Here is a 25824-nt window from a genome sequence, read left to right as displayed (position 1 = left end):
CAGGTCTTTCACTTATTTTTTGTTTTAATATATGATAAGGGATTGGGTAATTATAATGAACGAGGGCATTAGTTTAGAAGTAGCATTAGAAGAAAATGGACGTAAACAATCTAGGATTGAACGTTATACTTACGATATTAAAGGTTTTTTTAGTGACTAAGAGCAAATGAGAAGCTCCTACATATCAAATCATGAAGTGAACTACCTAAAGAACATTATTAGGAGTATTTCTATGAGCTAGAAAACAAAGCACAGAATATGGCCGTTGTTAAATAAATTGAACATGTCTTTAGTGATAGATACTTCAGTAGATGATTTTCAGCTCTCCTTAATTTCTGATCAATCACTAAGTGATAAGGATTTTATTACCGAAGCAGAAGAAAAACTATTAAAACAAACTACCCTTTCAACAAAAGGATTAACAGAAAGACAAGTTGAATATCGCCCTCTTATTATGGGTAGAAACGCTTCTATAATAAATTTAGTAGTAAACTATAGGTTGTCCTTACAAGGGCTTGTATCGCTTAATATGAGCCATATACAGCTTGCTCTTTAATTGTTCCAGGAGAAAATGGAGTAGCTAGGTCTGTTTCCATAACTAAGGAAGATACAAAGCCTCTTTATAAATACTATACAACTATTCCTGAACATGTAAGGCTTAGACGGTATACAGATAATCCTTTGTTTATAGCATTTAATGTTAATCAGGGAAAATATCGTTGAGTTTACGAAAAAGATGCGCCAAAGGCTTTGTCTGAGGTTGCAATACAAAAGATGATACGACTTGAATTAAAACGTGAAGGGTTGAATAGACGTATCTTGGCGCAGCAAATGCGAAACACAGTCATTGTTTGTCTTATTAGGCAAGGCTCTTAATTACTGTTATCACGAGAGGTTTAGAAGTATATAAACAAGCGATTAGCTGCTTATTTATCTGTATTAGCCTAGATATTTTGTAATGTCAGTGAGATATCAGCCATCATAGAAGTGTTTCTACTCTAACCTAGGAAGCCAAGATATCAATAGGTTTTGTACGGTTCTTTAGCAGAATCTCAGCAATTGTATTACATAATAGTGTCAACGGACTATCTTTTCCCCACTGTAACCTACAAAACAACAATCTCGAGATAAATAGACTTTTTTCATTTTCTCTTTAATTTCTCTATAAGTATTCATCATTATATAACTTGCTCCTTCTTTTTTACATAGAAAAAGAGAGTCCCTTGCTATAGGAATCCTCTATTTTTAATCAATCACAATTTCATGTATATTTAGCTTGTTTAATTTTTCATTATAGAAACTCATTACTTTTTGAGCATGTTGAGCCATTAATCCATCTTGGACAGTAAGTGCTTCAAAATACGGATAACGAATGTTTGTAACATAACCATTCAGCTGCACGTATTGTTCTAAAATCAATGAAAACGCCTCATCTAATTTACGACAAAATTTGTGCAGCATTAAAAGGCTATGAGTTTTAGGGGCTGTTCTAATGTTTAGTGTAAGAAATCCTTTTAGAGGTTTCACAACACATTGTTGACTAGGGTAACAAATAACTGAGGCAGGGAAAGGTTTCATGTGAGTTAAGTACCTAGCAGAATCTAAATTAGATTTTGCAATGAATAGCCACTCTTCTAGATCCTCAGTATTTTTCATATAAAACTTGCCCCCCTAGTGCAATTTTGTATTCCATGGTTACATTACGGTTAGCACGTTCTTGAAACTCTTCAGGTCCATATACTAAAATATCAACTGGTGTTTCCATCACATCGTAAATACCCCAATTGATAAGATTAATCACTTCTCTTTTTCTTGCTCCTACACCATCCACAATAATACAAAGATCAAAATCACTATCTTTATTTGGTGTACCATAAGCATGAGAGCCAAAAAGGATAATTTTTTGGACAGAAGACACGGTCTCACAAATTTTTTGTACTAATAGGTTTACCTCTCTTTGTACTTCCTCGTTAATCCAAATCCCCCCTTGGAAAATAGAATTATATTGACGTTTAAGTATATTATACATGGGCTTCTCTTCTCCTTACTATTACATATTTATTTTCATATTGTGCCCTTATTTCCCAACGTCCTTCAATGCTTAATAACATTTGTAAACCTTCTTGAAGTCTTGTTAGAGCCCATCATCACAGATACCTTATTCCTTAACTTGATGAAGGACGAAAGTCTAAAGGTAAGTGAAAGTTAAATTAGGGGTTACTTGTAATAGAATGCTTTGTTCCTCTGTAGCTGTATATGAAGCAATGTTCTGTATGTAAATACATCTAAAGATTACCTTTCCAGTGGTCTTTAGATGTACTCCGCAATTTAAGTTTTTTAGAAAAACTTTGTTTTTAATAATGATATCTTGGAGGTAGTGGCTGTGGATTGAGTTCTACAAAAGTACCAGGAGGTAGTGGTTGCGGGTTGAGCTGTACAAAAGTATTCCATGACCCATACGGAATATACTGCATAGGATTTGGTGTAAATGATGTATATACCTGTAGATGACAACACGGAACTATATGCATTAATATTTCATCTCCTTCAAAATAATAATTCGTTCATGATAACTTATGTATTTTAGATTTAAGTAAAGTAGTAATACTGCCTAATTTTTAAAAATAGTTAAATCCAATTTACTCATCCAAAAATACATTCATACAATGAATATATTTTTGGATGAGAGGGGATATTTTATGGGATTTGAACCAAAAGACACAGCCGTGAACTACCCGCCACTTAACGTCCTAACGGACTGTTTGAAGTGGGGGCTTCTCGGTTAGTCGTTACTTTTGGTAGCTAACGAATTCGTCCTAATACAGCCGAGCTAACTCCCTTGTTCCAAGGGTTATTTTATTGCTATCTATGCTAACGCCAATAGGCGTATTGCTTCATTTTTGATATTGATAGCTGCGTTATAATCTCTATCGAGATTTACACCGCATATACAAGAATAGACTCGCTCAGACAATGACATATTTTTCACATTTCCACAACTGCTACATGTTTTTGTGGAAGGAAACCATTTGTCTATTTTCACAAGCTATTTGCCTTGTTCATTTAGTTTATAAGCTAAGAAAGAAGTGAACATACCCCAAGCATCATCAGCGACGCTTTTTCCAAAATGAAGTGCTTAGATCTTCAATAGCGACAACATCAAAATGAGTAGCTAACTCTTTAGACTTATGATGAAGGAAGTTCTTACGTTGGTTTGCTACTTTTTCATGCAGCTTAGCTACACGGATACGTTGTTTATTCCAACGCCCTGAACCTTTTGTGCGTCTTGATAATACTCGTTGAGCCTTTGCTAATCAGTCTAACATTTCACGATAGAACTTAGGATAATTGGCTCTCTCATCCTCAGAACTGACGTATAATTGATCCATCGCCAAGTCTAATCCAACAACTGTTTCTACTTCTTTTTGTACGATCTCTTTTTCGTATTCAGTCAAAATGGACACATAGTATTTACCAGTAGGTGTCATAGAAATCGTACATGACTTGATTATATGGCCTTGTGGTATTTCTCTATGCTGTTTGATACGTACCATTTTCAGTTTTGGCAATTTGATATGACCGTTAAGCAACATAATATTTCCGTCCACTACATTCGTTGTATAGGACTTTCTGTCTTTTTTGCTTTTGAATGTTGGGAAGTCATTTTGACCACTAAAGAAATTTTTATAGGCAGTTTGCAAGTTTAGTTGAGCATTTGCCAAAGCTAATGAATCAACTTCTTTTAACCACTCAAATTCTGCTTTGTCATATCATTTCACCTCACTTTTCACTTTGATTTTCAATATATGTTTTTACTACGTCTATTGGCGAACCACCAGTAGTTAGCAAGCAAAAACTTCTTGACCAAAACATCTCTTTCCAAAGTTTCTTTTTCCCTCTAATATACTTGCCTTGTTTATCTTGTATTTATATATCAAGCAACTGCTTCTTTGTGGCGTTAAACTCATCTTCTGTAATAACACCCATATCGCACAGCTCTTTGAACTTCTTTAATTCGTCTGCTGTTGATATTGGAGCAGATACTGCTTGTGGTTGAGCTTCATTAGGTTTGCTTTTTAAAGCATCTAGAACTTGATGGATATAATTATTAATGGATTATGCTGAATCTTTATCTAACGCAACTTTGATCTTTTCTTGCGGAGTATCAATTGTTAGAAAGCCTAACCACATCCCTATTTCAAAAGATATATCATTTATCTTTTCATGATCTACTGCTTTGAATTTTCCACCAGTCATTGTTTTTTGTCCGAATATAATGCGTTTATTAGTTACGGCGTAGGCATAATAACCATCATGCTTTGTTGTAGATTGATAATCGTGTATTCCGATATAAGTCATATGAATTTTTTCGCCATTCATCAAGTTATCTTCTAATACCTTGAAGTGTTTTACACCCCACTTTTCGTTAAAGCCAGAACTGAATGTATTATCTATACAGAATTGATACATTCCTTCAGCGCATGACAATGGATCCTCAGTAAGTTTTGCTACCTTTGCATCGATTGTCGCTTTCAATTCTTCGATAGTATCCGTACCTACACTTACAACACCCAAGCCACCTGCTTTATGAAAGCAATCTGGGCATAGCCATGCATCAGATTTTAGTATTTTATAACGATTTAAACCAACCTTTGTATCACAAACACCACATACTGCCTTTTAAAAAAAACCATAAATTTCCCCCCAATTATATATATCGAATAGTAGCAAACAAACCTAACGTTCTACGTAATATTATAATTTAAAAATATAAGTATAACACACCTAAAACACTATAGGATGCCAAACAAAGCCTTAACCATTTGTTCCTCTATAGTTTAAAAAGAAAAAAGACATTGAAACAAACTGTTCAATGTCTTTTTTCTTTTTAAATATTTGTATACTCAAAGTATAATTTTTCTGGTTTTCCATACATGTTAATTTCATTTTGATATAGGACAGCTAATGGCTGAGACATCTCAATGCTTTCCACATAGGATAATGAAGCAGTTGCTTCTATTTTTTCTTTAATCTCATTAGGAATGGCTGAGTAAGATAAGTTATTCATTTTACTTCCTAGTTTAGTATCTGTAGCAGCTTCATAATAAATTTCGGTAATTAAGACTTCATTATCATTTGGATCATACATGTATCCTCGATTAACTGTAATCATATTATATAACTCCTCTCAAGTTTCATATTCTAATTCCTTGTGCTTTTAGCATTGCAACAAGTACTTTACATATTTAGATTCCCTTGTTCTTCTCTTTCGAATGCCATTATGAATTGATACTTATTATCTTACTTCATAGTGGAATTTTGGAATTTCCAACAATATAAAGATTTGATTTTATAGATAGTAAGTTCATAGCTTTTAACGTGTTAATTAATTTTTTTCTTTTGAAAGTTTTAAATGATTTCCCCTATTGATAATGTTGACTTATCTAAAGTAATTGCATGTTCATATTTCATCATAAATATCCTCTTTTCTAAATAAAAAGCACAAAATATGTGCGTTTTATCCATATTTTTTTATGCTATACTCTGTAAAAATTCATATAATCTCTCCCCTAAATTAAACAAAAAGCACAAAATTTGTGCTTTCTCATTTAGCATACTTTTAGTCCTAAAGGTTTATGTATAAGTGATTCCTAACTTAAAGACAACACAAAAAGGACTTCTTCAAGTCGATTAAAATGTGCATAGCAAAATAAGCTATATATACACTAATCGGCTCAAAGAAGCCCTTTCATAATTGAAACAAAAATATAACTTGTTTCTAAAACTCAACCACAACTCATAGGGCGTGGGAATAGACGGAATCAATTAAACAATAAATATAGATTTATATTAAACCATTTTTATATTATATTCAATTGTTTTCAATAGAACAGGGATAAGAAGGAAGTTTATATGCAGATCCCACATGTATCGTATAATAATGCCCCTGATTCCCCTGCTATAAATCCCCTCTTATATTCAGGCCCTGGTGTTACTTCATGTACTGTATTTCAAAATATAGTTTTTCGGGCTTTTGATTTTGAACTAAATAACAAAGTATTTCCTTAATATTTTTTTCTTCTACTTCAACATTTTCCATATAGGTCATACTTTCGTTTTCCTGGACCTTTTCAAAAATAGCAATAGGTACTTTAACTGGATCAAATATCCCCATTTTACTGCCTAACTTTTTTTCTGATGTACCATCATAGAAAATTTCATTTACTATTACCTCATTATTATCAGGATCGTACATGTACCCTCTTTGTATACGTAGCAATATAGTACTCCTTTCTTGTATATTCCTTCAATAAAATAACTATATTTGTATATAATGTTATTTTATTAACAGGTGTCAAAGAATATTATTTCGCAAAATCCTTGCTTTGTATAGAGGTAGATACAGGATTATTAATTTTGTTAAGTTTTTTTGAATATTCCAAGCTAATTATAAAATAAACAAGCCACCCTTGAAGCGAAAGCTTGTAAGGTGGCTTAGTTTTCTATAAATAGCTTTGTATCTAATTGTTTAATCTCCCCTTCTGCAAGAGGTTGATAAAAAGCGTGTTGTAATCCTTGAAAATGTAAAGATTCCCCTATGCATAACAATACTTTACCAGGAATTAAATCAAGTAATAGTTCATTATTAATTTTCTTTGCTTGTTTTTTAGTAGAAACATAAATAACTAAGATTGTAGGGTTATTCCCTAAGTCCTGCATAATAACATCTTTTCCTGACTCTACAAAAGTCTGCCATCTAGCAAGTATTCGCTTTAATCGATCCTTTTGATCAGATAATAAGGTGGAGTATACAACAAAGTTAAATTTACGTTCTTTTCCTCCATTTACTATAAAACTTAAAGAAGGGGTAAAAACCCCTTTACTAATAGATGGATGCATAATATGACCTAAAAATGAAGGAGCGTAGCGTAAATGACAAAGTAGGTCTATGTCATGCCAATAACGTAGGTGAACATATTTACCATGATTGTCAAGACGCTCTGGGGCAAAGAAGAACATATTCCCTTGCCAGTATTTTAGTAGTTTAAATCCATTATTGGATAAGGTATATGTTTCTTCAAAGATTTCCATATCAAAAATTTCTACTTGCCATTTTTCTATAAATTGATAGTAAAGTAATCCTTGAAGTGCATTATTAATTTTCTTCCGTGAAAATTTATTCTTGAATAGATATAATAAATGATTAAACCGAACAGATGTATGAACACCAATGAAATTGAGTATAGCATATTGTTCCTCTGTTAAAAGCTGCTTAAACTTAACTAATTCGTCATAAGAGTGGAATACATAGGTTTTATCCAAATCATGTATCCGATATATTTGAAGTCCTTGTACATCCTCACTTGATAAATGAGGAATAGAAGGAATATAAGTAGACATTTGTTTTTCTCTTGTACGCATAATCATCCATTAAAATTGGTAAATTGACGAATTAGATTTTTTACTTTGGCCTTGCGGATAATTTAGGATACGTACAGTTCCTCTTCTATTTTTAGCATCAATATTAAGCAGCTCACATGTAACAATTGTTTGGTTTATTGCGTCATCCATGGTTGGATTTGCCAGATTACGACCCTTTAGCCCTTTAAACTGAATACCTGGTGCAACTTCTACGAAAATCCCAGCAATAGCATCTACACCTACAATTTTACCTACAAAGCGGTCACGTCGTTTGTTTAATTCTAATAGTTTTTCCATTGGATCCGTTTCTAGTTTCTTTTTATTTCCTCTAAACTCATAGCGCCCATTCTTTTCCACTACTTTATCGATGATAAGCTCTACAACATCACCAATAATAATATCCGTCGAGCGGACGAATGAATGAGACCATTGCGAGTATCTTACTCCAACTGTTACACCATGAACTTCAACCAGAATAGTTTGTGCAGATGGAATATGTCCAGAAACCGTTCCTGTGTATACTTTATTCCCCTCTTGTTCTACTATTTCTTCATATAATTTTCTTTGCAGTGCAAGTTCTCCTGCCGTGATAGATACAACAGCAAAGTTCCCCTCCTCAGTTTTTTGGAAATGCTCAATAATAACAGGTTTTGTTCTACCTATCAGCCATTGAGGATTTTTAGGTATATTTATACCTGCCTCTGTAATTGGACAATATGCTGTCGTATGAGTACCAATTTGCATTGTGAGTACTTGTATCCGCTCAGATGTCCCGTTTTTAGTTGGGAATAATTTTTCAGATACTACGGTAATTAAGCCTTTCCCTACAGTACGTTCACGTTTCATACGAGCTAATTCTTCCAATTCATGTTCACGTATTCGTTCAAATTGATTGAAAGTTGTTTCTATAAAGGTTGCCTCTAGCGTGCTATCAGGTTCAAATACCATCCCTAGCTCTTTTGTAATATGAGTATTTATTTTATCTTCTACCATTATATTTTCCTCCTAGAACGTAAAAAAGGACACACCTGTACCGTTGGAATGGTACGTAAGGTGTGTCCTTCACGTAAGTCATGTTTTATTTTTATAATTATTAATTAAAATATAACGTTTTTATATGAATCGTGCAAGTTTTATTTTTTGAAAAGGAAAAAGTTAAAATACTATATCTAACCTTTTCTCCTATTTTAAGCTAGCTTTTTCCTGAAAATAAAATCTTGAATAAAAAGTTTTTTAGGTTTCTATAGGTATTAATCAAAAAAATCATCTAATTCCTTACTCATTACATTAGATGTATTTTTCTTTTGTTGCTGGTTTTTGTTAAATAGTGAAATTGTATTGTTATACTTATTTTTTTGTTTGGCTTTTAAGCCCTTTTGGCGTTCTTTATAGCTCATATGTTTATATGCAGGCTGCTCTTCATTATTTCTAGTGTTCTCTACCAAATTCTTTTCTAAGTTTTGATGAACAGTAATGCTAATAGATTCGTAAACTTTTGCAACCTCTTCATCAAGTTTATTTTCTTTAGTGGGATTAACTGTTTTTGTAGCTGGTTTCAAATTAGTTTTCATATCTATTTTTGCTTCCTCTAATACTGTAGTTATAAGTCCCTCTGTTAGAAGCTTTTTTTGCAATGGATCAGTCTCAACAGGAATTCCTAAATGAATTGGGTAATCTATATCCCTTTTTGGTTCCAACATAGTATTAGATACCTCTTTCTTCCGTTCTGCTAGCTCCATATTTTTTTTAGGACTTACAATTTCCATATGTGTCTCCTTTGTTATATTCGGCAGCTCGCCATTCCGTTGTAGGGCATCTTGTAATCTTGAAGCACGTGTATAATCGATTTTAAATGCGTTCTGTAGTGCATGTATAGAAGCATTCCCTGATTCCTTAACAAAGGCTACTACATCATCATATAGGATGTCTTTAAAGAAGCCTGTTTCCTCTTGCTTTGCTTCTGTCTCTTCGTTTGGAATGCTATTTTCTCGTGAAGTCGTATTATCTAAATCTGTATTAGATGAAAGAGTAGTATTGATTTGAGAATCCTTTGATAATATTGACGTACTATTATTTTTTGAAATTAAAACTTTACGAGGGCTATTCCCAGTGTAAGTGCTCACAACCTGATTGTGTTCTAACTTCTCAATAAATTGTACAGCCTTTATATGGCTGATTCTGAATTTTCTTTGCAAAAGAGATGGCGAGATTTGTTGTGATTCGATCACAAATGCCTTAATTTCTTCATACAACTTATTTTCAGTTTCTTCAATAACATGTCCCTGTTGACTGACATCCGTAGAATAATCAGGAAAAGTTACATTTTCTACGGTGTTTGTTTCATATTCGGACTTGTGTTCTTTATAATTCTCCAACTCTACAACATGTTGGTTCTTATTGTTTGTTTCTATGGAATTATTTTGGCCTATTTTATCACCATGCATAGGTGGAAATGATTCTATCTGTTTTATATTATTTACATCTACATGTTTCATAGGATTTGATTTTGCGATAGATTCTTCAATGAGTCGAAGACGTTCGTTTTCCCAATATTGTCCAGACTTAATCTCTACTTGAATGATTGCTTGAGCAAATTCTTCTTTGGGTACAAAGTTACTAGTAATTTGTTGTACAGGTTGTACATGATTGTCTTGTACAATACGTGCAGCACAAATGAAGGCACCTTGTGCCATGATATCTCCTGGTGACATAACGACTTCTTTTAATTTTTGATATGTCGAACCTAAGCGACTAACGGGATTCTCTTGCATAGGAGAAATCCCTTGTTCAGATTCGGATTCTTTAAATTCCTCTGTTTCACCAAACATGTCAGAGAAAATTTTTGCATCATATGGTGTTACATCACCAAATATCATCTTGTTACGGAACGAACCTAGTAAAGTAAACATATACTGCTCTGTGAAATCCAAAGCTAATTGAGATAGTGTTTGACTTGCAATTGTCAGAATGACTTTATATTTACGAGATTGTGCAGGGAACTCTTTGAACGGGCGCACAACATAATCAGGGAATTCATCCACAATAATATGATGGTATGGTGAAATATTTGGTTCTCTTCGGAATACAGCATTTTGCATACTTAGTAATACGAATTTTCCTAGTACATTAGAAAGATCTGCAAGTTCTCCTTTGGCTGTATTTACTAGTAAAATACCACCTTGCTCTAGGTGAACATCAAAATCAAAATCTGATTTTCCAAATAAAACACGTCGTATTAAAACATTTGAGGCTAAATCTTTTAAGATGTTACGCAAACCTTTTACATATTCTTCTTCCCGGTCATAATGCATTGGTTTTCCACGATATTTTCCAGATTTATAAACGGCCGGTTCCCCTTGGAAACCCATTTTTTCACGAATGGTATTATCGAACCATTCATCGATACCTTTTATAATCTTATATTCGTTTTTCTGGTCACGTGAAGCAACACCACTTTGAACAAAATCATATAATTTTTCTACCTGTACTTTTAATAGTTTGTGCATACGGTGTACACGTTCTACATCGTCGTACATATCTATTAAGTCATCAAAGGTCACATCTTTTTGTGGGTTATGTAGTTTTAATAAATAAATATGTTGCTTAAGGTGGTTCCGTTGGGCTTGTTCAAAGAATGCATTATTAGATTCCGACAAACCCTGGATAACCATTGCAAAAACCTCTGCTACCTTATCAACTGGTCCACGTAAAATATTAATGTTTTTGGTATCAGGATTTGTGGGATCGATATAATAAATTGAACTTTCAGGAATTTTGTGTGCTTGTACTAACTTAAATACCTTTTGACATAAATCATTACTCGGTTCAATAACAGTTATCCCATTTAAAAATGTTCCTTTTACTTCTTCTGTATCATAATTATTCTTTTTATACGTATTTTCAAACTTATTAATAAAACGTACCATCCAGTGTAAATCTTGATTAATCATTGGAATAATTAAACTAGATGTCTTACCAGATCCAATAGGACCAATAATAATTCCATTTAGGGTTCTATCTTTCCCTTTGATTCGAATCATTTCTTTGTGCTTAATATGAGGCCCTATCTCAACATCAGGGTATATTTGTTCCTCTTGGCTATTAAACCACTTTTGCAACTTATGATTTTTATATTCGTATTTTTGTACCCACTTTAAGATTTCTTCTCTGTAACGGACAATATGGCCACTATACCAAAGACTAAACAAAATCATAAATACGGTCGGTAAGAATACAAATATCATGGTGAGTGTATGGAAATTTCCTGTTAATACATCCCCTATTGCTTGATACTCACCAAAATTAACATGTTTTGCTTTATTCATAAGATAAGGAATAACTTTCGCATGGATAGGAGTAGTTGCAAACCATAAAAACTGAATATCTACTGCAATATGAGAAGCAATTAAAATTAATAACTTGCCATTTTGAAATTGTAAAGCTGGGATACGGCTGTAGAACCTAAAACTAAATTCTCCTAATAGCAAAGAGAAGAACATTAAAAATAGTGGTACATATGTAATTTCTATAGGATAAGACGGTGGTTCAAATGCATAGTAGAGTAACTGTATGTAGTTTGCTACACCAAATCCAAATGAAAGGATAAATCCGCTAATTAAGGCGATTGTAGTGTATAATGGTAATCTTTGCTTAGATGTCTCCATAAAGGTTCACCTACTTTTTAAAGACATAGTTGAGCTTTATGGTGTAATGTAAAACGATTATGAAGTTCTGGCTTGAATTGTTCCTTTGATTTTTTTAGAAAGAACTTCGCTGCATCTTCAGTTTGTTTTAAATATAAGTCAATACTATCTCCTTCACACAATTGGTTATATTCTTCTTGAGAAAGTACGGCAATATTTATCTCTAGTTTGTTATTCGTTGCAGTTTCAATTATTACATCGTACCAATAATAATTAGGCTTTCCTGGGATTTTGATATCTTGTAGGGAAACGCAAAATTTAGCTCCCCCTTCTGTAATATGTTTAAGGACTAGTTCTGGAGTTTTAAATGCTTCTCTTGCTGAGAGCACTCCCCCAGTAGTTGTTGCAAATTGTAAGTTCATTGTCATTTTCCACTTCCACCTTTCTCCATACAAAAAAAGGCAAGCGACACCCACTGTAAAAACAGCGTGTGTCGCTTGCCTTAATTTCATATGTTCTGATTTGATTGTAGTTTTGAGTGTTTAGTTCAAGCATTATTCTATCACCTTAAATAATAAAAATCAATAAAATTATATAAGAGTATATAAAAAAATAAACGATTAATATAATTCTACAAGTTTACGTCTTTTCGGATTAACGTTATTTGCAGCATGTACCATGATCTGTTCATCGGTTGCTATATTTGTATTTTGAATGGATAGAAGTAGTACATTATCATAAGTATCCATCAGTAGAATATCCCTAGGATTTTCACGTTTAGGATAGATAACTACAAGCGGAACGCCTTCATCTCCATCCCTTCTTGAAAACACGACATCATCTAATCTTGCAATCATTCGGTAATCATTTTCATTTCCAAAAATAAAAAAGAAATCTTGAATAGAATCTTTATCTCTCCTGTATGTTCGTCGAAGGCCACCATCTATTGATTCTTTAAACGTTTGAATTTTTTCGACAAATGTGTAACGCCAATTGACATCTCCTATCGTACGTTGAGATAAAGGAAAAAGAATATCTTGTTCCAAGTTTTGATTATCGTCTGTTCCTAGAATGATATCTGAAATAACATCTCCAGCATCTTTCAATGAGCAAATGTGTACATTTAGATTTGATATATTCATTAATAGTTCATGATACTTCCGCATAGAAAATAATAGATTTTTCATACGTACGTATGGCGGTTCTGCATCTTCTGCAAGGAACATTGATTTGTCGTACATAACAAAGACAACCGTTACATCTTCATTTGTTTTTTTTGTATATTCTATGTACTTCTCAACTTTTTCAACTAAGGTAGAATTGGTTTCTTTACACATACCATCTCAATATGGATATTTTTATCTTGATATGAAATATGTTCATCAGGAATCAAGGCCAATTGGTTGTCCTCAATTTTCACATTTTTTTTCTGGTAAAAAGAACGAATATCCAATTCATATAATATTTCATTGGTTTGTGTCTTCTTTGTAGTCGCTAAAAGAGTACGGATCATGACCTCACGTGAACACATTGTGTGAAAAGAAGTTGCTCTTGAGTAACGTCTTTTTGAACTTTTTTCAGAAATTCTTCCTATTTCCATTAAGAATTCAATTGTCTTTTCTTTTAAGGAAAATAAAGCACGTTTCGTAATACTGTCAGCCTTTTTATCTATTCTTTTAGTTAGCATAGCTCCATATTGTGAGTAACGGTCAAGCTTTGTAAATATGCTAGCTTCAGAACATTCTCTTCCCTCAAATGCACTATATAACTGAGTGATTTGTCTTGTTGTAAGTGCTCTTTTGTAATATAAAACTGTAAAGACAAATATATCAGCTTCTTTTAAGTGAAAATGTTTTTTGGTACCTGATCTTCTATATTTATACACTTTTCCGGACAATACATACACCTCTTATATTGAATTAAACTTAAATTAAATACTTATTATTTTTAATATACTATTACATTGATGTGATAGTTGTAAAACAAGAAAAAATGAATAAGAGATTTTTAATCTTTAGAGATACCTCATTTTGTACATCGAAGTTGAGATGATAACTACTCTTATAAATCTCTTATAAATTATTGATTTATAAGGCTCTATTAAATCCTTTGTTTTGTTAGGACGAGCTACTACTAGACACCTAACAATAGTTATAATGGAATTCCATTTATAAAATAATGTTATGACGTCCTAACATTTATTAGATAGTAAAAATATAATTTTAATTGATTAAAATTATTCAAGAATTATAAAAAGGCTTATTGATACTAAAGAGTAATTTTCTCTATCTTTAACTCGAAATTCAACTTTTTATATGTGATGAAGCGCTCTTTCAGAATTCTGATATTGGCTCAATTTAAAATTCCAACTTTTTCTTTTAGTTGTTTTTTATTGTATAGAATCATGAATTCACTAAGATAAATATTATTAATTGTTTCTACCAAATCAAAAATAAGTTAGAAATATGTCTACAGGTACTTAACATATAGATTTTAGTTACGTGAACTACTTCCCCTTTTGCTTCGTTGAAAAGGAGTAATCCTAACTGAAATAATAAAATTAACCAATTGTTAATTTTATGTAAGGTTATAATTGCTATCATCATTCCTACTACATTACAAAAGTTTTTATTGTAATGTAAATATCACTTTGATGTTAATAAGATGAGATCTCACTATTAATAATCTAGCTTGAAGAAATGTTTGTTTTTCATAGTAGTGATGTGATTGTTAGCCTACTACTTTTAGAATGTCACAGTTGATTTATCTTAGTATTCTCTTTTTAATATGTTGAATATTGAGGGTATTGATGCTGTTTATATGAAATTAACAACCTCTTCTACCGGTTTTCAAGGAATGAATGAAATTGACAAGGAATTGAATTCAAATGAGGAACAGAGGGTAATTTTTCTTATAACATATATAATAATGTGAACTAACAATTACTAAGTGAAGAACAGTGCATTAACATAACATTAACAATGAGCGGTCTTTTAAGTAATAAATCCTGTTAAAACAGCTAGTTAATAAAGCAAACCTTAGTGTGAATTGCTATAAAAACGTCTTGAAATCTCCCTAGTAATATAAATACACACGACCAATATAAGATGTTAGAAAATTACGGAAAATGAAGGTGGATTATGTAAGCTGTACATATACGTTTCACATAAAAGTTGTATATAAGAGTCTTATATACAACTTTTATGTTAATTGGATAATAAGATTTTTGTTTTGATATTGATATAAAAGCATTTTCTTATACATCGTATATATAAAACTTATATATACGATGTATAAGTTTTTCTTGGATTTTTATAGTGGAAAAATAGGCGGTTTTTAATCATTTTTTTGAAATTTTAATCTGGATTTTTTAATGATCTTTGTTGAAATGTAAATCACATGAAATTTAAGATTGATATAACATGTATACGCATTATATATACGTCGTACATTTAAACCCTTATAAAATATAGATTAATTCTAATTTTATCTTTATAAAACTTATATATAAGTCCTATATATAAGTTTTATTTATAATGACTTGATATACGACGTGTAATGATGTACTATGTTTCTAGGAATAATTAACCAGTGTTTTAAGGGGGGGACAACTTGAACGAAGTTTTAAGTGAAAAATATCAAACAATCAAGTTTGCAGATGAAGTAGTAAACATGTTTGCTGATATACTTGAACAAGATGAGATACTCTATAGTGTATTTCTATACATAGGAAACATAGTAAATAAACAATTTCAAGAGACGAAGTACATGAGGGGCATATCTATTAATGAAATAGTGGAAAATGTAGTTATTGATAGGAGAGTAAAGAAAAAAAAGGGAAAATCCTATTCATTAGAGGTTGAACGTACGAATATATCTAGACGTTCAGCTGAAATAAGTGTAAGTACGCTATCATCAATGTCTTTAATCTATGAAAAAACCATGCACCCATATAAATTTTTGATCTCAACTTATAGAGGGCAACAAGTACTGATTGAGTTAGGGAAAAGAAAAAAGATAAATAAGGAGAGATAAAATAATGGCAAAAAACTTCTTAAAGAATGAAGTGGCAGTTAAAATGACGATGGTCGGTTTTGGTCAAGCTGGTACTAGAATGGTAGATAAATTTGCGGAATATACACATACAGATGGTACAGCAGTATATAATTGCTTAGCACTAAATAGTAATGATGGAGATCTAGCTGAATTAAAAAATGTACCAAAGAGTAATCAAGTTTCACTGAAATTAGGTGGTTTAGGTAAGAATCCTGAGCGTGCAGTAAAAGTCCTTGATTCAAATGAGGAAGCAAAAGAAAAGCTAAAAGAATTTATTACTGAACGTGTAAGACCTTCGGATGAACTTGTTTTATTTTTTGCAGGTTTAGGTGGAGGAACTGGAACTTCTACAATCATTAAGGCCATTGAAGAATTTTCGGCTTTTCACAACAAGCCAGTAATCAGACAAGAATTACAAAAGGTTGCGCAGCTATATCCAATGGCTGAAATTAAGGCGAATCAAGCAAAGTTTGCAAGAATAGCCTTTGAAAATGCTATTGAGCGCAAAGACTTTATTAAAATGGGGATTGTTGTAACTCTTCCCGTCCGAGCGGATGGGCCTGATGTATTACGACAAGTAAATAAATTTTCACAGGAAATTTGGAAATTAGCAAATGATAAATCAAAAGGTGTAGCATTTGTAGTATTTGCCGATAACCAGCATTTTTACGATGAATTTAAGGAATTGAATGAAAATGAGAAAAAAGGTGTCGCTAATTCACGAGATTATGCAAATCAACGTATTAGTGAAATTATTCATGAGTTAAATACCGCTGCTAATGGATCTGGTACATCTGTAATACTGGATTCTCAAGACTTTAAACGTATTTTACTTGAGAAAACGGGCTGTTTAGTAATTAATAAGGTTTCACGTAATATGAATCAAATAGAAAATAGCCATGCAATTATAGAAATGTTTCAAGAATCATTAAGAGGAAGCTCTTTCCATCCCCCAATTGATTTGATGAAGAAGAACGATGATGGCTCTGTTGAAGCATCAAAAGTACATCATTTTGGTATGCTTGCTATCCTAGATGAGCAAAAGAATATTAATGATTCCTTTATGGATGACGCTAAGGTAGAAGTTTCAAATAATTTACCTATAAATGGAACAGTCTTTAACGGATATTTGGTAAGTAAGAATGATTTCTTAGGAAGTGTATATACGTTCTATAAAACTGATGCATTACCATCGAGATTATCTAAAGGTTTAGTTGAAGAATTTAATGAGTTTAAAGAAAGACAAAGCCAAATTCAGTATAAAAAGTCTCAAATTAGTACGATTGAAAGTATAGATGAGGATGAGGATTTAGGTTTTGCATTTGGAGATTTTATCGATATGGGTAGTGACGAAGAAAATAATAATGCTGGAGCAAATGAAGATGAAGATCTAGCAGATTTTCTAGATCCAGATAAGATGTTTGGTACTACAAAATAATAAAAAAGTCTGGACTAAGTTCCAGACTTTTTTATTATTCTACTGAATTCATAAGAGATTTTATATGCTCAATAATATTATCTTGTATGTACTGCTCTATGAAGAGTTGTTTTTTACTCAAATCTTCCTCTTTTTTAAACCAGCCTGCTTTTCTAGTACGCTCTTCCTCAGGTTTATTATTCCATAAGCTCTCTGCTTGTTTTCTTAATTCCTGGCGTGCTCTATGCTCAATAATAAAATTATCAAGCCTATCTTGGCGTTGGCGTAATTTTAGCGCTTCTACATCTTCTGGTTGTGGTAACTGCTTTAATATACTCTCTACCTTCTCTTCATAATGAGATTCAATATGTTTTATTTTTTCTTCTAACTGTTTAGTTACCATTTTTTCAATAATTTCTGCAGTAGCTTGAAGGTTTAATTCAGTGGATACCTCATTTGTTTGATGTTCTGGTGACACTGGTCTTAAATCAAACTGGTGTGGTAAAAGGTCAATAATTGCATCTAAAGACCATTTCTCATCCCTTTTCTGCTTTATAAATAGAGCAATTTCAAGGTCTAAAGCATTATAGAGTTTTTCATTTGTATTTTGAGTTCTTAAAGTTTCATGAAGTCCCTTTTCTTCTAGGATATTGAACCAATTATAAACTGTATTATGATGACGTCCTACTAGTTTTGAGAATTCTGTTATCCGCCATGCTTTTTCGAAAACATTATCATCTAATATATCATCATCGTTAATTTGATGGTCTTGTTTTTCATTTTTTTGTTCAATCATTGTAACTACCTCCTCAAAAATCAACTCATAAACAACTAATTATAATTAACATGTGAGCTGAAATTAACATGTTAGCTAGTATTTCGATAATATTTGTAAAAATTCCTACCAATCCAGTGAATTACATGAAATATGAAATTAACATGTAAACATATACTTGTTAACAAAACATTAACGTTTGATATAAAATCCAGTCGAATTAGTAACTTTATTACCAATTTGAAATGTATAATTGGTAATGTTTTGTTAATGGGAATATATATATTATGTTAGTAGCACTACTGATAGTTGCTATGAGATTAACAAATTAGGCTACTTAATATTAATGATAAGGAAATAAAGCTATTTTGTAAATAAGTTATAAGGATATAATCCAGGTATATAACAGAAAATACACATAGTAACGTCCAAAATGTAATTATCATGTATAAAAACTAGTAAAAAGTAAAATAATATTAATGTAGATTTAGTATTGTTCAATAAACAAAACAGTATGTAAGGATATAGGAGCACAATCATAATACTTTGAAGAGGTTCGCTCCTATTCCCCATTCACTTGCTACGGATCTACTTATGTGTATTAATTTAGTATAGAATGTACAATTTAAGTTGTATATTGCATGTCATGATAGAAATTTATATAGTCAGTATCAACAAAATGAACTTTATCGGTACTTAAGGACAAACTGCGCCTGCGAATTGACATTGATATAAAAGGTGACATTGACATGAAACCAACACTAAAACATTCTTCTAACAACACACAAGTACCTATTGTTAATGTTTTGTTAACTATAATAGGTATATTAACCCTATGTTTACATGTTGATCTAAAAAGATTACCCTTTAACATGAAATGTGAATCGTAAACGAAGGGTTTTATGAGGAATTTTAAGGAAGTTTTTAAGATACTAAAGTTTGACTTAGAATACTAGAATAATCCTGGTGGTGTTTTTTTGTAGATATCCGATCTCTAGTACATGCTTGCATATAATAATAAGATCATAAATAAGATGATGAGATTGATATGTTAACCAAACTTAGATAAGTATACTTCGAATATCCATAAAGATAACATTAATATGAAACAAGAAATCGCTATGAGATTAATATAACATTAACAAAAAAATATTCAAACTAAGGATGGATCATCCTAATTGTTAATGTCATGTTGATCAGAGATAGAAACTACCATTTCGACTTAGAGATACTAGTTATTCTAATGGGTGTTTATGACTTAAACCCCCTTAAAAAGTTAATAAAAGTAATTGGTAATAAAATATAGCATGTGCTGGTTTGCTAGTTGTTACATCCTATTAACTAATAATAATAAATGTAGATCCACCAAATGGTTTTACGTTAATTCACATCTAGGTACCATCGGATTGATATAATATGTAAAATATCGATATGAAATTAACATCTACACATTTTTATTTCGTTTCATATCAATGTTAATTGATATGAAAATTTCAATCGGGAGGTATTAGTGTTGGATAATTGTTTATATGACATTAACATGCCTGGGTTATTTACTTCAAATTGTGTTAATAAATTAAATAGAGATAGATTTTCTTTGAAACCTTCTTGATCAAGGAGATTTATAAAAAGAATGGTGTAGCATATTTGAAATTTAGTTATAAATAGCAGTTGTAATGTTCAGGTATATGACTTATTTAGTTGGGCATACTATAATTATAGATTGTAAAGATATTATAGTATTTGAGTGAAAGGAATGGTTTTGTGCGGCATTCAATTTTAAGCATGCGCAAACTAAAAGTCATTTTAATTCTTACAAGAAAAACATGTTATGGATGTATATTCATCATTAGCGTTCCTTTTTGTCTAATAACTAAAATAGGAATCCAAAAGCTATTTTATAATCTTTGTTTGCGAAATATGTAATTAGTAAGTTGGCTTAGGTATGAACGGGCTGGGTTAGTTTAACTTATATTTATCTCTCAATATAGGATTTCATGTCAATGTCAGTTGATATATTAATATCAATGAACGTGTTTATACCGCTGGATTGTTTACATAACATTAATATGTATTAATCGTTTGCTGTTAGTTATGTTATGAGTACTATAAAGATTGTTTTGTAACTAAAGTTCTCTAAGGTAAGGAATATATCAAATGAATGTTTTTTACTTTTGATATTTAGTTGTAAATATAAATCGAAATTTTGGTATGAAAATCTTGTACTTAGATATACTAATAGTATTACCTGAATTAGGTGATTAAATGACATATGCAAAAAAAGAAAAAGGTTAATCAATTAGAAGCATTATTTTTGTGAGCTTAATTAATAATTGCGAAGTAGTATTGACATTTAGATATTATAGAGATAATCTTATACATAAGTTTTATTGTTTAAAATTAATATACGAATCGAGAGATATTTAATTCTTGCTAAACGGACACACCGAGGGCATATACCTGCCATTGGTGTGTCTTTTTTTTATTTAATAACTAGAAAATGATAAGGAGAGTATTAAAGAATGAATGAAATTATTAGTGAAAGCAAAAGAAGATTTGATAAATATTGTAAAGATAATCAAGTTTTTGAGGAGAGAATTAATTCTCTTATTAACTACTATTTTTTACTGCTTGCTGATCGTGTAAACATTTTACAAGATAGAGAATTTAATAACGAGGTCGAAGAGAAGCAATTTAAAAGCAGTCTCAAAAGGTTTGAAACATTATTCCCAGCTGCTGCTAAGAATGCATTTCTAAAAGGATATCAGCTTGGTTTAGAGTTTTTCAAACATCCAGAGACAGTGATTCCGGATTCTCTATTTACAAATCCTAATTTTGTACAAGATATTCCTTTTGCAATTGTAAATGCAGCGGAATTTAGCATTTATGAATTAGTTCGAACGGATGAAACACAAGAGTTTAGTGTATTTGCTGTTCGAACGTATGAAGGCATTAAACCCATAATGGAGCAAGTATTTTGTGAAATTGCATTGTTTGGTGCGGAAATTGCACTTGAGCATGAAGGTGAGGAAAGAGGACTGAAAGTAGTAGAAGGAAAAACAACTACTTTTACAAATGTTCCAGTAGATCGTTTATTTACAATTACTCCATCTGTAGCTGCTAATGTTGTGCATGCAGACGGCCGCTGTGAAATCTGGAGTCTAAACTGGAATACGAAAGTAACTTTAGATAACCCTTTTATTGAATTAGCACAAGTAACCATTGTTTACAAAGACAAGACAGAAATACAAAAAAATCTTCGGGATGGATTTATATATGAACAAAGTTTATTTAGTGCGGTACCGTTAGAAGAAATCGAGGATCGTTTAGAGGTTAGAGTCAAATATAACCTTATTGATAATATGCCATGTAATTTGGAGGGATTTGAAATAGAATCACTTCTCACCGAACTATTAACAAAAATACAAAATGCAACAAAAGTGCCTTTTGAAAACATGCTATTACTTTAAAGCGATTTTCTATCAAAGAGGAGTTTTTTATAATGAAAAAGATTGTATTAGCTATTAGTGATTCTGTGTATACGGCATATTTACGTGAGGATTTTATTGGTGCGGGATTTGAAGTAGCTGATAGTGATGTCATGCACATCAAGTATTTAGATGAAATTCTGGATATGGAAAAACCCGATATTCTATGTATTAATGACAAACGATTAAATATTGATGCAGGACACGAAGATAAGCGGGAATTAATTATCTTACAGAAGTTAAGAGACATTCGCTTTCAGAAGGATATTCGAATTGTAGTATTTACAGAGCGTGAAAATGATGATGAGTTTTTAGCCAAATTGATTTATCTAGGTATCTATGACATTTTTAACTCTCGTAAAATTGATATTGATAATAAAGTCATACCGCAGCTGCTGCAGGAATCAGATATTAAAAATGTAGTGGAAATTGTAGGAGCAAGTCAGGCACCGCAACAAACGAAATTGTCCGACGTTCCTGTTGATGAGGAACAAGAGGAAGTATCAAGTGAATTAGAGGAAGGTAGCAACAGTGAACCGCACTCTAAATCAAAATTATTTAAAAACAAAAAAAAGCGTAAGTATATTCAGGAGGAAACGCCAAAAGCGCCAATTATTAAAAAACAGTATAAATTGGCTTTTGAGCCAGTATATGAGAAACAAATTGGTATTGCTATTCCAAGAAAAACAATTGTGGTGGCCAGTATGAACAGGAGAAGTGGTGCTACTTTTGTTTCGCATCTTTTAGCTGCTTATTTAAATGAACTACAGATTGATGTGAATTATATAGAGAATCTATATGATGATGGCTATACGTATCCAATACTTAAGGGATATACAGAAGCTCCAAAAAACTACCGTAGTGAATTTATGTTGCAAAGATATAAGGAGATGCTACAAAAGGAAGCTGATATATTATCAATTCCAAAATGGAAGCAAGGAAGAATAAATTATATCGTAAAGAATCCTATAGTGGACCAAGAGTTGAAGAATGAAACAGATCATGACTTTGACCATTTTATTAAGGTTTTATTGGGTAACCAAGAAGCACCTATTTCTATTATTGATGCAGGGAACGATTGGGATAAAGATTTATACCATGAGATATGTGAAATGGCAGATTATATATTCTTTGTAGCAGAACCAGATTTGCATCAATTGCTAAAGATAGCGCATCCTCTTACACCAAAAGAGAGAAAGCTCGTTTCTTACTTAAATTTAGAGAAAACGAGAATCATTGGGAATAAGTTTTCTTCTGCACTTTTAAAGCATGAAGTAGTAGAAGAATGTTTTGGAGATAAGGTATTAACTGCTTTACCAACATATGAGATAGAAGATGTATTTGAATCTCAATTAAATAGTAGTACGTTACTATCTAGTCGGAACTATTATAAAGAGTTAGAAGGAATAATGAAGGAAATAGCAGAGTTGCTGCTACCAAACCAATTGTTGAACCAAAAGAAAAGTTCCATTTTAAGTGGATTTCGATTTCGAAAGTCTGAAAGTTAATGGAGTGTGAAGAGGAATGCAAAAATTTATTATAGGTGCCGCCTCATTAATATTATTTGTCGGCTGTTTATTCTTAATGACAGATATGATTATTGGAGATACGACACACACAGATAATAAGTCTGCACTAGAACGTGCTGGAAGTACAGCAATGGATAAATCCGTAAAAGTAGGTGTTTTACGAGCACAAGAAGAAATTGCTATTGAACCAGAAATCGCAAAGAAAGAATTTGAAAAGTCTTATAACCAAAATGCAACATTTAAGGATCCGGCATCAAAACGAGAGTTTTCTGTACATGGTGTACAAGAGCAACCTGCAATGATTGCGGTTGAAGGAGAAGCCGAAGCTGCTAGTTATACTAAACAATTTGATGAAAAGAAAGGCAGCATTAAGAGTAACGCAAAACACATATTTATTTATGAAGCAGATTCTGACAACAAGAAAGCTGGAGGAAACGTGAAATAAATACGAAAAAGTAGGTGTGTAAGAAATGCAAAATACAGTAACAATAGCGCTTTTTCTAACACTTTCTTTACTATTGATAACTCTTATACCAGAAGGTGTACTGTATGGAATGCAGTTAATAAAGGCACATGATTTTGCTTCTAGTACAGTAGAGTTAGCAGAAAAAACAGGTGGTTTTCAGTACACGTATGAAGGAAAAAACGTAAATCTAATCCCTGATATAGAGAAGAAAATGAAAGAGCAGAATATGGATGGATGGAAATATGAATATACAAAAGGGCGCGTAGATCATAATCAGCCATTGATTTTTAAGATAAAAGCTGAACATCACTTCTTTATTTTTAAAATGATAGGGATAGATAGTGTGAAAGCACCGATATGGGCTAACAAAGATGGAATGGGACAAATTTATTTCCGTTGAAAATATCAATATGTATAAAAAGAGGTAAAAAACTATACTTTTCAGTGTAGTTTTTTTGCTAGAAAAATACATTTAAAAATAAAAATATACAAATGCTCTACAAGCTCATTTCTATATGGTAATATTTTCTTTATAGAACAGCGGTTATAAAAAAACATTAATCAATAAATTTATATGTTAAATTATGTGGATTTTATATTTAAATTCGGTACAATAAAGGAATCTATGAAAAAACTAATATATTTGGAGGAACAAACAATGGCAAACACATTTTTAAAAACAGCAACAGCACTAACAATTATGGGTACTTCACTATTAGGAGCAGGAGCATTTACAGCGAAAGCTGCTGATAACACAGATTCACTAAAATTCAATGATGTTCCAGCAAATCACTGGTCTACAAAAGCAATTTATGATTTAACAAATCGTAAAGTAGTGCAAGGGTACGGAAATAATATCTTTGGTTTTGGTGACAATGTAACTCGTGGGCAAGTTGCTCGTATGATTTATATGTACGTAAAACCAGCAGATGCAGATGCTAGCTTCAAAAATCCGTTTACTGATATTAAAGGACATTTGTTTGAAAAAGAAATCTTAGCACTTGCTAAAGCAGGACTTGTGAATGGATTTGGTGATGGAAAATATGGTCCAGATGATATTTTAACTCGTGAACAAATGGCACAAGTACTTACAAATGCTTTTAAATTTAAGGCAACGAAAACATCAAAATTTGCAGATGTTGATAAAAATTCTTGGTCTTATGGAGCAATTAGTGCATTGGAGGAAAATGGGGTTACAATTGGTACAGGAGGTAATATGTATTCTCCAAAAATGTTTGTAACACGTGAAGCGTATAGTCAGTTTTTATATAACTCTATTAATGCAGTTGAAAAAGAAACAAAACCAGACCCAAAACCTGAAACAAAACCAGGGGAAAAACCAGAAGTGAAGCCAGATTCAAAGCCTGAAACAAAACCAGAGGAAAAACCAGAAGTGAAGCCAGATCCAAAGCCTGAAACAAAACCAGAGGAAAAACCAGAAGTGAAGCCAGATCCAAAGCCTGAAACAAAACCAGAGGAAAAACCAGAAGTGAAACCAGATCCAAAGCCTGAAACAAAACCAGAGGTTCCAGAGGGGCTAGATGTAGATCTTGTACAACCAGATTTTAAATATCATCCAGAAGGATTAAAAAATTCTAATATTCAACCGCATTTAACATTAGAAGCACAAAATCTTGTGAAAGAAATCAATAAAAAATATAATACAAACCTTAAATATAAAGATTTACAGGGTAGCGTACATATGATGGATACAGGTATGTATTATCCAGAGGGATCATATATTGGTGGTCAATTTGTAGTTTACGGTGATAAAAATGATCTTGACCTTACATTTTTAGATAATAACCCAGCAACTGTAGAGTTAACAAAACGATGGATTACTTATGTAACTGGATTAAATTTAGATAAAGAAATTCAGGAAACAGTAGATGCAGATTCAATTAATAATTATGAAAAGGGAAATTATAAAATTCGTGTAGGTCAAACTATGGTAAAAGATATGATGTATGTTCAAATTAAAGCGAATTAATGTTACAATATAAAAATAACTTTAAAACCAAATATAAT

Annotated in this window: 16 protein-coding genes and 6 pseudogenes; 8 read left to right on the top strand and 14 right to left on the bottom strand. The window is 31.8% G+C overall.

Annotated elements, in window-relative coordinates:
* Positions 1-55 precede the first annotated feature (55 nt).
* Positions 56-870: pseudogene (locus ACTFRM_RS19380) on the top strand (integrase); the annotation flags it as partial.
* Between the two features lie 136 nt (positions 871-1006).
* Here ACTFRM_RS19380 and ACTFRM_RS19375 read toward each other — a convergent pair.
* From ACTFRM_RS19375 to ACTFRM_RS19315, 13 genes and pseudogenes are all read right to left on the bottom strand, one after another.
* Positions 1007-1179: pseudogene (locus ACTFRM_RS19375) on the bottom strand (phosphoadenosine phosphosulfate reductase family protein); the annotation flags it as partial.
* Positions 1180-1245: 66 nt separating this feature from the next.
* The gene (locus tag ACTFRM_RS19370; RefSeq protein WP_088321886.1) at positions 1246-1656 is read right to left on the bottom strand and encodes a HEPN domain-containing protein; all 411 of its coding nucleotides are present in this window, start codon (positions 1654-1656) and stop codon (positions 1246-1248) included.
* Positions 1643-2029, bottom strand: a complete 387-nt coding sequence (locus tag ACTFRM_RS19365) for a nucleotidyltransferase domain-containing protein (protein ID WP_166696296.1) — start codon at positions 2027-2029, stop codon at positions 1643-1645. Before ACTFRM_RS19365 ends, ACTFRM_RS19370 begins: the two co-directional genes overlap by 14 nt.
* A gap of 837 nt (positions 2030-2866) precedes the next feature.
* Positions 2867-3764, bottom strand: a pseudogene (locus tag ACTFRM_RS19360) (RNA-guided endonuclease TnpB family protein); the annotation flags it as partial.
* A 16-nt stretch (positions 3765-3780) separates the two neighbouring features.
* A pseudogene (locus tag ACTFRM_RS19355) lies at positions 3781-3894 on the bottom strand (transposase); the annotation flags it as partial.
* Positions 3895-3927: 33 nt separating this feature from the next.
* Positions 3928-4694 (bottom strand): annotated as a pseudogene (locus tag ACTFRM_RS19350) (PH domain-containing protein).
* A 194-nt stretch (positions 4695-4888) separates the two neighbouring features.
* Positions 4889-5173, bottom strand: a complete 285-nt coding sequence (locus ACTFRM_RS19345) for a hypothetical protein (protein WP_086388439.1) — start codon at positions 5171-5173, stop codon at positions 4889-4891.
* Between the two features lie 819 nt (positions 5174-5992).
* Positions 5993-6280, bottom strand: a complete 288-nt coding sequence (locus tag ACTFRM_RS19340; protein ID WP_002183131.1) for a hypothetical protein — start codon at positions 6278-6280, stop codon at positions 5993-5995.
* Positions 6281-6495: 215 nt separating this feature from the next.
* Complete coding sequence (locus ACTFRM_RS19335; protein ID WP_002183132.1) at positions 6496-7422, bottom strand: hypothetical protein; 927 nt, start codon at positions 7420-7422, stop codon at positions 6496-6498.
* Positions 7423-7431: 9 nt separating this feature from the next.
* A complete protein-coding gene (locus tag ACTFRM_RS19330; RefSeq protein WP_173601051.1) occupies positions 7432-8415 on the bottom strand; it encodes an RNA-binding protein in 984 nt (327 codons plus the stop codon).
* Between the two features lie 257 nt (positions 8416-8672).
* Entirely contained in the window at positions 8673-12086 is a 3414-nt protein-coding gene (locus tag ACTFRM_RS19325) for a DNA translocase FtsK (protein WP_000450207.1), read from the bottom strand.
* 17 nt (positions 12087-12103) lie between these two features.
* Positions 12104-12577 (bottom strand): hypothetical protein, encoded by a 474-nt coding sequence (locus tag ACTFRM_RS19320; RefSeq protein ID WP_003308869.1) that lies wholly within the window; start codon positions 12575-12577, stop codon positions 12104-12106.
* Between the two features lie 108 nt (positions 12578-12685).
* Positions 12686-13962: pseudogene (locus tag ACTFRM_RS19315) on the bottom strand (replication-relaxation family protein).
* A 1715-nt stretch (positions 13963-15677) separates the two neighbouring features.
* Between ACTFRM_RS19315 and ACTFRM_RS19310 the strand changes: the two are divergent.
* Together ACTFRM_RS19310 and ACTFRM_RS19305 are read left to right on the top strand one after the other, a co-directional pair.
* On the top strand, positions 15678-16100 hold the full coding sequence (locus ACTFRM_RS19310) for a hypothetical protein (protein WP_001006726.1): 423 nt from the start codon (positions 15678-15680) through the stop codon (positions 16098-16100).
* A gap of 4 nt (positions 16101-16104) precedes the next feature.
* The gene (locus ACTFRM_RS19305; RefSeq protein WP_001097029.1) at positions 16105-17559 is read left to right on the top strand and encodes a cell division protein FtsZ; all 1455 of its coding nucleotides are present in this window, start codon (positions 16105-16107) and stop codon (positions 17557-17559) included.
* A 34-nt stretch (positions 17560-17593) separates the two neighbouring features.
* Here the strand turns inward: ACTFRM_RS19305 and ACTFRM_RS19300 are convergent, their stop codons facing one another.
* On the bottom strand, positions 17594-18334 hold the full coding sequence (locus tag ACTFRM_RS19300; RefSeq protein WP_000572533.1) for a MerR family transcriptional regulator: 741 nt from the start codon (positions 18332-18334) through the stop codon (positions 17594-17596).
* A 2501-nt stretch (positions 18335-20835) separates the two neighbouring features.
* Here ACTFRM_RS19300 and ACTFRM_RS19295 point away from each other — a divergent pair.
* From ACTFRM_RS19295 to ACTFRM_RS19275, 5 genes are all read left to right on the top strand, one after another.
* Positions 20836-21783 carry a hypothetical protein gene (locus ACTFRM_RS19295; protein WP_173601052.1) on the top strand — a complete coding sequence of 316 codons (948 nt, stop codon included), beginning with the start codon at positions 20836-20838 and terminating at the stop codon, positions 21781-21783.
* A gap of 32 nt (positions 21784-21815) precedes the next feature.
* On the top strand, positions 21816-23309 hold the full coding sequence (locus tag ACTFRM_RS19290) for a hypothetical protein (protein ID WP_173601053.1): 1494 nt from the start codon (positions 21816-21818) through the stop codon (positions 23307-23309).
* Positions 23310-23325: 16 nt separating this feature from the next.
* A complete protein-coding gene (locus ACTFRM_RS19285) occupies positions 23326-23775 on the top strand; it encodes a hypothetical protein (protein WP_088321890.1) in 450 nt (149 codons plus the stop codon).
* Positions 23776-23800: 25 nt separating this feature from the next.
* Positions 23801-24196, top strand: coding sequence for a DUF4320 family protein (locus ACTFRM_RS19280; RefSeq protein WP_440043496.1), 396 nt, complete (start codon positions 23801-23803; stop codon positions 24194-24196).
* A gap of 258 nt (positions 24197-24454) precedes the next feature.
* Positions 24455-25786 carry an S-layer homology domain-containing protein gene (locus ACTFRM_RS19275; RefSeq protein ID WP_173601055.1) on the top strand — a complete coding sequence of 444 codons (1332 nt, stop codon included), beginning with the start codon at positions 24455-24457 and terminating at the stop codon, positions 25784-25786.
* Positions 25787-25824 lie beyond the last annotated feature (38 nt).

Origin of the sequence: Bacillus cereus group sp. MYBK227-1 (genome assembly GCF_051916325.1) — a bacterium.
Lineage (GTDB): Bacteria > Bacillota > Bacilli > Bacillales > Bacillaceae_G > Bacillus_A > Bacillus_A cereus.
This window is presented reverse-complemented; position numbering and strand designations above follow the sequence as displayed.

Excerpts from the sequence above, each read along its gene's own strand:
- ACTFRM_RS19370 (WP_088321886.1), bottom strand. The coding sequence starts at position 1,656 with ATGAAAAATACTGAGGATCTAGAAGAGTGGCTATTCATTGCAAAATCT.
- ACTFRM_RS19365 (WP_166696296.1), bottom strand. The coding sequence starts at position 2,029 with ATGTATAATATACTTAAACGTCAATATAATTCTATTTTCCAAGGGGGG.
- ACTFRM_RS19345 (WP_086388439.1), bottom strand. The coding sequence starts at position 5,173 with ATGATTACAGTTAATCGAGGATACATGTATGATCCAAATGATAATGAA.
- ACTFRM_RS19335 (WP_002183132.1), bottom strand. The coding sequence starts at position 7,422 with ATGCGTACAAGAGAAAAACAAATGTCTACTTATATTCCTTCTATTCCT.
- ACTFRM_RS19330 (WP_173601051.1), bottom strand. The coding sequence starts at position 8,415 with ATGGTAGAAGATAAAATAAATACTCATATTACAAAAGAGCTAGGGATG.
- ACTFRM_RS19325 (WP_000450207.1), bottom strand. The coding sequence starts at position 12,086 with ATGGAGACATCTAAGCAAAGATTACCATTATACACTACAATCGCCTTA.
- ACTFRM_RS19320 (WP_003308869.1), bottom strand. The coding sequence starts at position 12,577 with ATGAAATTAAGGCAAGCGACACACGCTGTTTTTACAGTGGGTGTCGCT.
- ACTFRM_RS19305 (WP_001097029.1), top strand. The coding sequence starts at position 16,105 with ATGGCAAAAAACTTCTTAAAGAATGAAGTGGCAGTTAAAATGACGATG.
- ACTFRM_RS19300 (WP_000572533.1), bottom strand. The coding sequence starts at position 18,334 with ATGATTGAACAAAAAAATGAAAAACAAGACCATCAAATTAACGATGAT.
- ACTFRM_RS19295 (WP_173601052.1), top strand. The coding sequence starts at position 20,836 with ATGAATGAAATTATTAGTGAAAGCAAAAGAAGATTTGATAAATATTGT.
- ACTFRM_RS19290 (WP_173601053.1), top strand. The coding sequence starts at position 21,816 with ATGAAAAAGATTGTATTAGCTATTAGTGATTCTGTGTATACGGCATAT.
- ACTFRM_RS19285 (WP_088321890.1), top strand. The coding sequence starts at position 23,326 with ATGCAAAAATTTATTATAGGTGCCGCCTCATTAATATTATTTGTCGGC.
- ACTFRM_RS19280 (WP_440043496.1), top strand. The coding sequence starts at position 23,801 with ATGCAAAATACAGTAACAATAGCGCTTTTTCTAACACTTTCTTTACTA.
- ACTFRM_RS19275 (WP_173601055.1), top strand. The coding sequence starts at position 24,455 with ATGGCAAACACATTTTTAAAAACAGCAACAGCACTAACAATTATGGGT.